The sequence below is a fragment of the Kitasatospora sp. A2-31 genome (assembly GCF_022288725.1).
Lineage (GTDB): Bacteria > Actinomycetota > Actinomycetes > Streptomycetales > Streptomycetaceae > Kitasatospora.
Map to the genome: position 1 here is coordinate 1 of NZ_JAKNTA010000051.1, position 9,275 is coordinate 9,275.

Genomic DNA, 9,275 nt, shown 5'->3' on the forward strand with positions numbered 1-9,275 from the left:
CCCGGACCGCGTCCGCCACGACCTGCGGCTCGCGCACGCGCCGGACCCGCTGCCGGCGGCCCTGCGCGCCGCCGCCGAGGACGACGACGAGGCGGTGACCGCGCTCCGCGGACACGTCTGTGAGCTCCTGCGCCGCTACTGGGAGGTGACCGTTGCACCGCACTGGCCGCAGATGCGCCTCGTGCTGGAGGCGGACATGACCTACCGTGCGCGGCAGCTCGCCGTCGGGGGCGCCCGGCTGCTGTTCGCCGACATGCACCCCGATCTGCGCTGGGAGGGCGGCGTGCTGCACGTCGACCGGATGATCGGCCGCCATCGCGTCGAGGCCTCCGGACGCGGGCTGTTGCTCCTGCCGTCGGTGTTCGCGCACAAGCCTGCGCCGCCGGTCAGCCCTGACGAGGCGCCCCGTCTGGCGTACCCCAGCCGTGGCGTCGCCACGCTGTGGGAGGCGGCGCCGGCCGCCGGCCCCGCGGCCCTTGTGGCCCTGCTGGGCGCGGCCCGGGCCCGGCTGCTCGGCCTGCTGGAGGCGCCGCTGCCCACGGTGGAGATGGCCCGCCGCCTGCGGGTCACCCCGAGCGCCGTCTCCCAGCACCTGCAGGTCCTGCACGCCGCGGGCCTGGTCACCCGGGCGCGGGACGGTCGGCACGTGCTGTACCGGCGCAGCGCTCTGGGTGACCTGCTGGCGGGCGGGGGCGAGGGCGGGGATGCCCCGGGGTCCGGCCCTGGGCGCGCTCCCTGAGAGACACTCCTCCGCGCGAGCCCGGCACCGGGGGGCGGGGAGGTGCGGTCGCGGGGCTCGGGTTCCCGGGGCCGGCCCGGGCTGTGGGCCGTGCGTCAGCGCAGGGCGACCGCGGCGCCGGTTCGCTCGGTGGCGATCCGGACGGCGAAGCCGGCCAGCGCGGTGCCCATCACGTAGCGGTGCAGGCGCTGCCAGAGCGGGTGCCGGCCGAAGAACCCGGCGACGGAGCCGGCCGTGACGATGAAGAACGCGTTGCCCGCGACGCCCACCGCGATCTGGGTCAGTCCCAACAGCAGCCCCTGCACGGCGACGTGACCGCGCGTCGGGTCGACGAACTGGGGCAGCAGGGAGATGTAGAGGATGGCCACCTTGGGATTGAGCAGGCAGGTGAGCAGGCCCATCAGGAAGAGCTTGCGGGTCCCGTCCGGGGTCAACTCCTGGGGCGCGAGGAGGGATCGGCCACCCGGCCGGACGGCCTTCCAGGCCAGCCAGAGCAGGTAGCCCGCCCCGGCCAGCTTGACCGCGAGGTAGATCTCGGGCACCAGCGCGAAGACGGTGGCGATTCCTGTGGACACCGCGAGGAGGTAGACCTGGAAGCCGAGGGCGACCCCGGCCAGTGAGACGAGTCCCGCCCGGCGCCCCTGGGCGATCGACCGGGAGACCAGGTAGATCATGTTCGGCCCCGGTGTCAGCACCATGCCGAGTTCCACCAGCGCGATCCCCGCTATCGCTCCCAGCCCGATCACAGCACTACCTCCGTACGCGCGTTGGCCCGGACGCAACCTAGCAGCTCACCGGCGTGTCCGGCTCGTGCCGTCCTGCTGTCGTACGCCGGGGCGCGGCCGGTCGGGGCGGCCGGGAGACCCGGTGGTGCGCGATGGCCCGGACGTCGCCGGTGCCGGCGGCTCCCGGGGTGCGAAGGTCAGTTGCCCGTCGGCGCCGTGTCCTTCGCCGACCCGCCCGGGTGCTCGGGTTCGAGGACGAAGACCGGGATCACGCGGTCGGCCTTCTCCTGGTACTCGGCGTACGGCGGATACGCGGCGACCGCGCGCCGCCACCACCGGGCCCTCTCGTCCCCGGTGAGCTCGCGGGCGGTCATGCTCCGGCGCTCGGGGCCGTCCTGGAGCTCCACCTGCGGGTCGGCCTTGAGGTTGAAGTACCAGTCCGGGTGGCTCGGGAAGCCGCCCTTGGAGGCCACCGCCGCGTACCGGCCGTCGTGTTCCACGCGCATCAGCGGAATCTTGCGGATCGATCCGCTCTTCGCACCGCGCATCGTGACGATGACGACCGGCAGGCCCGTGTCCCGGAGCGTCGTGCCCCGGGTGCCGCCCGAGCCCTCGTAGAGCTCGACCTGTTCGCGCACCCACTGCGCCGGACTCGGCTCGTACTCGCCCTCAAGAGGCATCGCCTTCACCCCGTCTTCGTGTACGGATCACCTCGGGACAGTCCAGCACAGGCCTCGCGCGGAGGGGAGAGTGCGTTCCGCGCTTCCGACGACCCTTCATGCGGCGGCGAGATCCCGGCGTCGGACCCGGCTCCGCTTCCCCGCAGGTCAGCGCATCCCTCGGCGGCAGGGTGGTCGAAGACCGCGGCAACGCCACGACACCGCCGTTCGAGTGATGCTCCCCCGGCGCCTTCGCCGGAAGGCTGTCCGGGCCGGGGAGACCGGTCGGCGAGAAGCGCAGCATCGGCGTCCGGCGCGCGGCCGACGAGGCGGAGCTGCGCAGGGAGGTGCCCGGGACCCTCCCGCTGCGCCGGCTCCGGCGCATCAGGAGGGAACCGGGCGGGCCGGCGGCTCCGGTCGGGATCAGTGGGGCAGGGGCGGGGCGGTCGTGCCGAAGGCGCGCTCGGCGGTGGTCGCCACCCGGAGCGGGAACTGCTCGACGGGTATCGCCGGCGAGGCCGGGAAGTCCGGGCGGATCGACGCCGCGGGGAAGAAGGTGACCCGGCAGCGCCGACACAGCCATGCCGCCCGCCACACACGGCGGTGCTGCTCCCACTGCACGCGGGTCGGCGCCGCGCCCTGCCCCTGCTGCGCCGCGCGGCGACGGCGCTGGGCGACGGCGTTCACGGCCAGTCCCACGCCCGCCAGGATCGCGGCGAAGAGGAACGGGCCAAGGGTGCGGCCGGCCTGGTAGGCGGTGTCGGAGCCGCTGCCGTCGTCGTCGGCCAGCAGCCCGCGGACCCCTCCGAGGGCGAAGAGGCCGGCCAGACAGAGGAGGGCGATCGAGGCGCCGCTCATGCCGGCCGGCTCGGGCGGCGAGGACAGCAGTGCGCGTGTCACCTCGTCCAGTGGCCGGTCGATGTCCACGAGGGACTGCGAAACGGTGGCGCACTCGTCCGACGCGGCGCACTGCGGGCAGGGGGCGTTCATGGCGGCGTGGCTCCGGGGGAGGACTGTGGATCTTCGGTGAACGCGTAGTACACCACAGGGAACTGACCATCCGTTCCGCCGGCCCGGTCCCGTTCCCGTTCCCGTTCCCGGTCCCGTTCCCGCCGAGCGCCGCGACCGCTACTCCGCTGCGGCGCGCAGCTCCAGGGTGCAGCACTTGACGCTGCCGCCGGCCTTGAGCAGCTCGGTGAGGTCGATGCCGATGGTCTCGAAGCCCCGCGCGCGCAGCTGCTCGGCCAGTCCGACCGCCGCCTCGGGCAGGACGACCCGGCGGCCGTCCGAGACGGCGTTCAGCCCGAACACGGCCGCGTCCTCGGCGGACGCCAGCACGGCGTCCGGGTAGAGCTCCTGCAGGGTGCGGAGGCTCGTGGGCGAGAACGCGGCCGGGTAGTACATGATCTCGGTGTCGCCGAGCACCGAGAGCGCGGTGTCCAGGTGGTAGTAGCGCGGGTCCACCAGCTCTAGGGTGACGACCGGACGGCCGAGCACGCGCTCCGCCTCGGCGTGCGCCCGGCGGTCCGTGCGGAAGCCGGTGCCGGCCAGGAGGTGTCCGCCGACCAGCAGGTAGTCGCCCTCGCCCTCGTTGGTGAACTCGGCCTGCTGCACCCGGTAGCCTCGGGTGCGGAACCACTCGACGTACGCCGCAGCCTCGTCGGCGCGCTGCTCGTGGCGGAAGCGGGCGACCAGCGCCGTGCCGTCGACCACGGTGGCGCCGTTGGCCGCGAAGACCATGTCCGGCAGGCCCGGGGTCGGCTGGATCAGCTCGACGGTGTGGCCGAGGTCGAGGAAGAGTGCGTACAACCGTTCCCACTGGGCGATCGCCCGCTCCCCGTCGGTGGGCTTGGCCGGGTCCATCCAGGGGTTGATCGAGTAGTCGACGGTGAAGTGCGTCGGGCGGCACATCAGGTAGTGGCGCGGTCGGGCGGTGCGGGGGGTGGCCGCGGACATGGGCGGGTCTTCCTTCCGACGGGGTTGGCGGACGGGCGCCGGGGGATGACGGGGGTGAGGCTCCGCCCCGCGGCATCGGCCGGCCCCCCGCAGCGTCCGGCACACGCGCCGGAGGCTCACCGCGGGAGGTCGGTCGCGGTGAGCCTCCCGTCCCCGGCGATCAGGCACATGACCGGGGTGTGTACGGCGGTCGGACGGAAGTGATCCACCTCGGGCCGGCCACCCGGTGGGGGAGACGTTCGCCTCCCGGCCCCGTGACGGCCGCCTCGGCGCCCCTCCCGGGCGGGGCGGGGGCCGTAGAGTCCCGACCGTGACCGACACAGCCGATCTCGCCGCCGAGCCCGATCTCGCCCCCGAACCCGGACTCGCCGCCGATCCCGGACTCGCCGCCGACACCTCCGTCACCGTCGCGCCCGGCACCGCGTCCTGGCGCGAGACTTCGCGCACCACCGTCTTCTCGAAGTTCGGCAGGTCCGTGGACCGCGTCGACTTCCGCCTCCCCGACGGGGCCGAGGAGGTCTTCTACCTGAAGCGCGAGCGCCCGGCCGGTGCCGTGCTCGCCCTCACCCCGGACCGGCGCGTCGTCCTCGCCCGCCAGTACCGGCCGGGCCCCGGGCGCGTGCTGTGGGACCTGCCGGGTGGCTACCTGGACCCCGGTGAGCAGGCGGCCGACGCGGTCGCCCGGGAGCTGCTGGAGGAGACCGGGTACGCGGGCGACGTCGAGGCGGTCGGGGCCTACTGGCTGGACGCCTACACCGACGCCCGCCGGTACGCCTTCGTCGCCACCGATTGCGTACGGGTGGCCGAACCGCAGCCGGAGCGGACCGAGTTCATCGACGTCGTGACGCTCTCCCTGGACGAGTTCCGCTCCCGGGTGCTCCGCGCGGGACTGATGAGCGACACCGCCGCCGCCTACCTGGCCCTGGACCACCTCCGCCTGCTGTAGGGCGTGCCGGCCCCTCCCACGCGGCCGAAGGCCGGGGTCGCCGGTCAGGGTGCACTTTCGCCGTCGCCCCGTGTGTCCGCCCGGGCGGGTGGTCGGCGGCGTCCTAGCGTGGCCCGGAACGATCCGGGCGCCACGCCGCCGGGATCCCGGTCCTACGGAGGCACCTCAACCATGACCCTCAGCCTGCCCGAGCTCACCGGGGACTACGTCCTCGACCCCGTCCACAGCCGGATCGGCTTCGTCGCCCGCCACGCCATGGTGACCAAGGTCCGCGGCGCGTTCCACAAGTTCGACGGCACCGCCCACCTCGACGGCGCCGACCCGGCCCGCTCCACCGGCCAGGTGGTGATCAAGACGGAGAGCATCGACACCGGTGTCGAGCAGCGTGACCAGCACCTGCGCACCAACGACTTCCTGGACGCGCCCAACTTCCCCGACATCACCTTCCGCACCACCTCGGTCGAGCCGCGCTCCGACACCGAGTTCCGCGTCACGGGCGACCTGACCATCAAGGACACCACCCGCCCGGTCAGCATCGACTTCGAGTACACGGGCAACGCCGTCGACCCCTACGGCAACCTGCGGGTCGGCCTGGAGGGATCGGTGACCATCTCCCGCAAGGACTTCGGCGTGACGTGGAACGCGGCCCTGGAGGGCGGCGGCGTGCTGGTGGGCGACAAGGTCGTCCTGGAGTTCGACCTCTCCGCGATCAAGCAGGGCTAGCTAGCACCACCCGGCCGCGCGGCGCGCCCGCCTGCGCGGCGCGCCGGGGGCCGACCGGCGCGCGCCCCGGCGCGCCGGGCCGGCGGCGCCCCTGCGGTCGATGACCACGAGTCCGCCCCCGACCGCTGGGCCTGTTCCTCCCGGACCGGCCGGTGTCTCCGAGCCGGCGGGAGGGGCGACGCCTCATGGACGAGAATGAGGACGAGGACGCGGGCATCGGTCCTCGGCCGCACCGCTGTCTGCGCCGTTACTCGATCAGGAAGGGCCGCCCGCCCCGGCATCGGTCTCGACGGGGCGGGCGATGCGTTCCTGCCCTCCGGGCGTGTCGTCCGTCCGCACCGTCCACCCGGCACCGTCCACCCGGCGCCGTCCACCCGCGCCGTCCGTCCGGGCCGTCCGTCCGGGCCGTCCGTCCGGGCCGTCCACCCGGCGCCGTCCACCCGGGCCGGGCGCATCGCTGCCCGCCGTCGCGGGGGTGCGCACACCCTTGACGAGGTGGGGGACAGGGCGTGAGACTCCGGAAGGAACTTTCTCGAACGCAGGCGGGAGCACGGTGAGGAACGCGGAACCGGTCGCCCAGGGCGCGGCTCACGCCGTCCGCCTGCTGCCGGTGCTGACCTGCCGTCGCCACATCGACCTGTTGCGGGTGTCGAGCAGCATGGCACCGGCGGTGCGCCGCCCCGAGGGCGGTCGCGGCCCGGTGGCCGTCCTCGGCTGAGCCCGGCCGCCCTCCGCAGTTCCTCCCACAGCGGTCGCCCGCCGGCACCGCCCATGGCCGCCGCCCATCGCCGCTTCCGCCGGAATGGTTCCGGCGTCGGCTCGCCTCCCGTCGCCCCCCGCTACGCCATCCCCCCAGTCTCCGCCGAACCGCGGCGCGCCCGCACGCGCGCCTCCGCAGCCCGGGAGATCCCACATGTCCGTTCCGCACTCCTCCGCCGCCCTGCCCGCCTTCCGGGGCCGGATCGGCGGCGACGCCCGCAGCGGTCACCCCGCCGTACCGCACCGGTACCGGCTCCACCTGGCACTCTCCTGTCCGGACGGACTCCGACTCGCGGTGGCCCACAGCCTGCTCGGGCTCGACGACATCCTTCCGGTGGCCGTCCTGCCGGCGCTGCCCGACGCCGACGACGGCGGCTACCTGGCCCTTCGCCCGCTGTTCGAGGCCGCCTCGCACCACTACCGGGGCCCCGCGTCGGCGCCGGCGCTCAGCGACGACTGGAGCGGACGGATCGTCAGCACCGACCCGCGCGGGATCCTCACCGACCTGGCCCGGCGGTTCGACCGCTACGGCGCCGATCTCCAACCGTGCGACGCCGGCACCGCGGTGGAGACGGTGGAGGAGCTGTGCGAGTGGAGCATCGGCGCGCCCGCCCAGCACGCGGGCCGGGCCGACGCCGATCCGGCGTCCCGCGCGGCGGCCCTGGACCGTCTGCTGGGCGGGCTGGGTGTGGTCGAGCACCGCCTGGCGGCCCGGGAGTACCTGCTGGGCGACGGCCTGACCGTCGCGGACCTGCGGCTCTGGGTGACCCTGGTGCAGCTCGACACCGTGCACCGGTGGCACCTGGACGCCGCCGCGGTGGACCGCATCGCCGACCACCCCCGCCTGTGGGCCTACGCCCGCCGGCTCGCCGGCCACCCGGCGTTCGGGCGCCACCTCGACCTGGACGGCATCGCCCGCCGCCACCACGCCGACTGTCGCGGCCGGGAGGGTGCCGGGGCGGCGATGCCGATCGTGGCCTGGGCCGAGTACGCGCGGGGACGGGTGCGGCAGGCCCGCTGACCGGGTGACAGGACCGGCGGGCGGCGGGGACGCCGTCACCGGTCAGGGGGCGGCGATCCGCCGCTGCGCCGGCCCCCGCTGACGGAACGACACTACTGACGACGATGCCGGTGTGCGGAGCCGCACGCCGCGGATGACGGAGCCTTCACATGCCGCTCACCTCACAGCCCCTGCGGACGCTGGGCTTCCTCACGATCGGGTTGTTCGACGAGGCCGACCCCGGCCGAGGCCACGCGTCGACGCTCGAACTCATCGAGCTGGGCGAGCAACTGGGCTTCGACAGCGCGTGGGTGCGCCACCGCCACCTGCAGTACGGCATCTCCTCGCCGATCGCCGTCCTCGCTGCGGCCTCCCAGCGCACCAGCCGGATCGCCCTGGGCACCGCGGTCATCCCGCTGGGCTGGGAGAACCCGCTGCGGCTGGCCGAGGACCTCGCCACCGTGGACATCCTCTCCGGCGGCCGCCTCAACCCGGGCGTGAGCGTGGGACCGCCGATGCACTACGACCAGGTGAAGTCCGCGCTGTACCCCGACACGGACGACCGGGAGGATTTCGGCTACGAGCGCGTGCGACGGCTCCTGGACTTCGTGCGCGGCGAGCCGGCCACCGGCTTCGCCGGGGTCGAGGGCTTCGAGGTGTTCTCGGACCGGGTGCAGCCGCACGCCCCCGGCCTCGGCCGGCGGATGTGGTACGGCGGCGGCAGTCTCCGGTCGGCCCGCTGGGCCGCCGAGCACGGGATGAACCTCCTGACGAGCAGCGTGGTCAAGGCCGAGGAGGCCGAGGACTTCGGGCAGATCCAGCTCTCGCACGTCCGGACGTTCCGTGACCACCACCCCGACGGCGACCGCGCCCGGGTCTCGCAGGGGCTGGTGGTCATCCCGACCGACACCGCGACGCCCGAGCAGCGCGTGAAGTACCTGGAGTACGCCGACAAGCGGCTGCCGCGCACCCGGGAGCCCCAGGGCGCGGGCCGCCTGATGTTCGCGCCCGATCTGGTCGGGACCTCGGCCGAGATCGCCGAACGGCTCTATGCCGACGCCGCGTTCCGCGAGATCGACGAGGTCGCCTTCGCGCTGCCCTTCACCTTCGAGCACGCCGACTACGTCCAGATCCTCACCGACATCGCCACCCGCCTCGGGCCCGCCCTGGGCTGGCGACCGGCTTCCTGAACGCCGGCCGGCGGGTGACCGGCCGCCCGGCCCCCGGGGCCGGGCAGCGATGGTGGGGCGCAGTGGCGGCGGCGGTGCCCGACGTCAGACGGGCGGCCGGGCGGGACCGGAGCCGGAGCCGCCCGCCGGGGCCGGGCCCAGGCGCTTCCGGTGGACCGTGGAGCTGTGCCGGACCGTCATGCCCACCCGCAGGTAGAGGTCCAGCGCACCGGTGTCCGAATGCGTCCAGAGGGTGCAGCCGCGCCGGCCCTGCTGCCGGAAGGCGCGGAACGCGTGCCGCAGGAGCAGACGGGCGATGCCCCGGTTGCGCTGGTCACGGCGGACGGCGACCTGTTCGAGGTACCCCTCGTCGCTGTCGGGTAGGTCCAACGCGATCGCTGCGCCCACCAGTTGGTCACCCGCGAAGGCCAGGGGCGACATCGCCGGGGCGAAGCCGGGCCGCTCGACGGTGTGCCGGGCCCACTCCGCGTAGTCCATGCGCCGCGGCTGCCATTCGTCGAAGGCGTCCTGGACGAGCCGGTGGGCGGCGCGCGCGTCACGCTCACCGGCTGCGCCGCCGCTCCGGAACGCCCGGACGG

11 protein-coding genes are annotated in these 9,275 nt (G+C 74.6%); 6 read left to right on the forward strand and 5 right to left on the reverse strand.

What is annotated here, in order from left to right:
• On the forward strand, positions 1 to 739 hold a 739-nt coding region (locus MCM47_RS38685; RefSeq protein WP_238951638.1), incomplete at its 5' end, for a helix-turn-helix transcriptional regulator.
• 95 nt (positions 740 to 834) lie between these two features.
• On the opposite strand, the gene MCM47_RS38690 is transcribed toward MCM47_RS38685, so the two are convergent.
• The 4 genes from MCM47_RS38690 to ddaH all read right to left on the reverse strand — a co-directional run bounded on the left by MCM47_RS38690 (position 835) and on the right by ddaH (position 4,079).
• Positions 835 to 1,485: a LysE family translocator gene (locus MCM47_RS38690; RefSeq protein ID WP_238860009.1), complete on the reverse strand. Its 651-nt coding sequence runs from the start codon at positions 1,483 to 1,485 to the stop codon at positions 835 to 837.
• 176 nt (positions 1,486 to 1,661) lie between these two features.
• Positions 1,662 to 2,144 (reverse strand): nitroreductase family deazaflavin-dependent oxidoreductase, encoded by a 483-nt coding sequence (locus MCM47_RS38695; protein ID WP_238860010.1) that lies wholly within the window; start codon positions 2,142 to 2,144, stop codon positions 1,662 to 1,664.
• Positions 2,145 to 2,546: 402 nt separating this feature from the next.
• Positions 2,547 to 3,113: a hypothetical protein gene (locus MCM47_RS38705; RefSeq protein WP_238860011.1), complete on the reverse strand. Its 567-nt coding sequence runs from the start codon at positions 3,111 to 3,113 to the stop codon at positions 2,547 to 2,549.
• Between the two features lie 138 nt (positions 3,114 to 3,251).
• The gene (gene ddaH / locus MCM47_RS38710; RefSeq protein WP_238860012.1) at positions 3,252 to 4,079 is read right to left on the reverse strand and encodes a dimethylargininase; all 828 of its coding nucleotides are present in this window, start codon (positions 4,077 to 4,079) and stop codon (positions 3,252 to 3,254) included.
• A 310-nt stretch (positions 4,080 to 4,389) separates the two neighbouring features.
• On the opposite strand from ddaH, the gene MCM47_RS38715 reads away from it, so the two are divergent.
• The 5 genes from MCM47_RS38715 (at position 4,390) to MCM47_RS38735 (ending at position 8,697) form a co-directional block, all read left to right on the forward strand.
• A complete protein-coding gene (locus tag MCM47_RS38715; protein ID WP_238860013.1) occupies positions 4,390 to 5,025 on the forward strand; it encodes an NUDIX hydrolase in 636 nt (211 codons plus the stop codon).
• 171 nt (positions 5,026 to 5,196) lie between these two features.
• Positions 5,197 to 5,748: a YceI family protein gene (locus tag MCM47_RS38720; protein ID WP_238860014.1), complete on the forward strand. Its 552-nt coding sequence runs from the start codon at positions 5,197 to 5,199 to the stop codon at positions 5,746 to 5,748.
• 553 nt (positions 5,749 to 6,301) lie between these two features.
• The gene (locus MCM47_RS38725) at positions 6,302 to 6,466 is read left to right on the forward strand and encodes a hypothetical protein (protein WP_238860015.1); all 165 of its coding nucleotides are present in this window, start codon (positions 6,302 to 6,304) and stop codon (positions 6,464 to 6,466) included.
• A 195-nt stretch (positions 6,467 to 6,661) separates the two neighbouring features.
• Entirely contained in the window at positions 6,662 to 7,528 is an 867-nt protein-coding gene (locus tag MCM47_RS38730) for a glutathione S-transferase C-terminal domain-containing protein (RefSeq protein ID WP_238860016.1), read from the forward strand.
• 149 nt (positions 7,529 to 7,677) lie between these two features.
• On the forward strand, positions 7,678 to 8,697 hold the full coding sequence (locus MCM47_RS38735; RefSeq protein WP_238860017.1) for an LLM class flavin-dependent oxidoreductase: 1,020 nt from the start codon (positions 7,678 to 7,680) through the stop codon (positions 8,695 to 8,697).
• Positions 8,698 to 8,781: 84 nt separating this feature from the next.
• Here MCM47_RS38735 and MCM47_RS38740 read toward each other — a convergent pair.
• A partial coding sequence (locus tag MCM47_RS38740) for a GNAT family N-acetyltransferase (protein ID WP_238860018.1) occupies positions 8,782 to 9,275 on the reverse strand: 494 nt, incomplete at its 5' end.

Excerpts from the sequence above, each read along its gene's own strand:
- MCM47_RS38695 (WP_238860010.1), bottom strand. The coding sequence starts at position 2,144 with ATGCCTCTTGAGGGCGAGTACGAGCCGAGTCCGGCGCAGTGGGTGCGC.
- MCM47_RS38705 (WP_238860011.1), bottom strand. The coding sequence starts at position 3,113 with ATGAACGCCCCCTGCCCGCAGTGCGCCGCGTCGGACGAGTGCGCCACC.
- ddaH (WP_238860012.1), bottom strand. The coding sequence starts at position 4,079 with ATGTCCGCGGCCACCCCCCGCACCGCCCGACCGCGCCACTACCTGATG.
- MCM47_RS38720 (WP_238860014.1), top strand. The coding sequence starts at position 5,197 with ATGACCCTCAGCCTGCCCGAGCTCACCGGGGACTACGTCCTCGACCCC.
- MCM47_RS38730 (WP_238860016.1), top strand. The coding sequence starts at position 6,662 with ATGTCCGTTCCGCACTCCTCCGCCGCCCTGCCCGCCTTCCGGGGCCGG.
- MCM47_RS38735 (WP_238860017.1), top strand. The coding sequence starts at position 7,678 with ATGCCGCTCACCTCACAGCCCCTGCGGACGCTGGGCTTCCTCACGATC.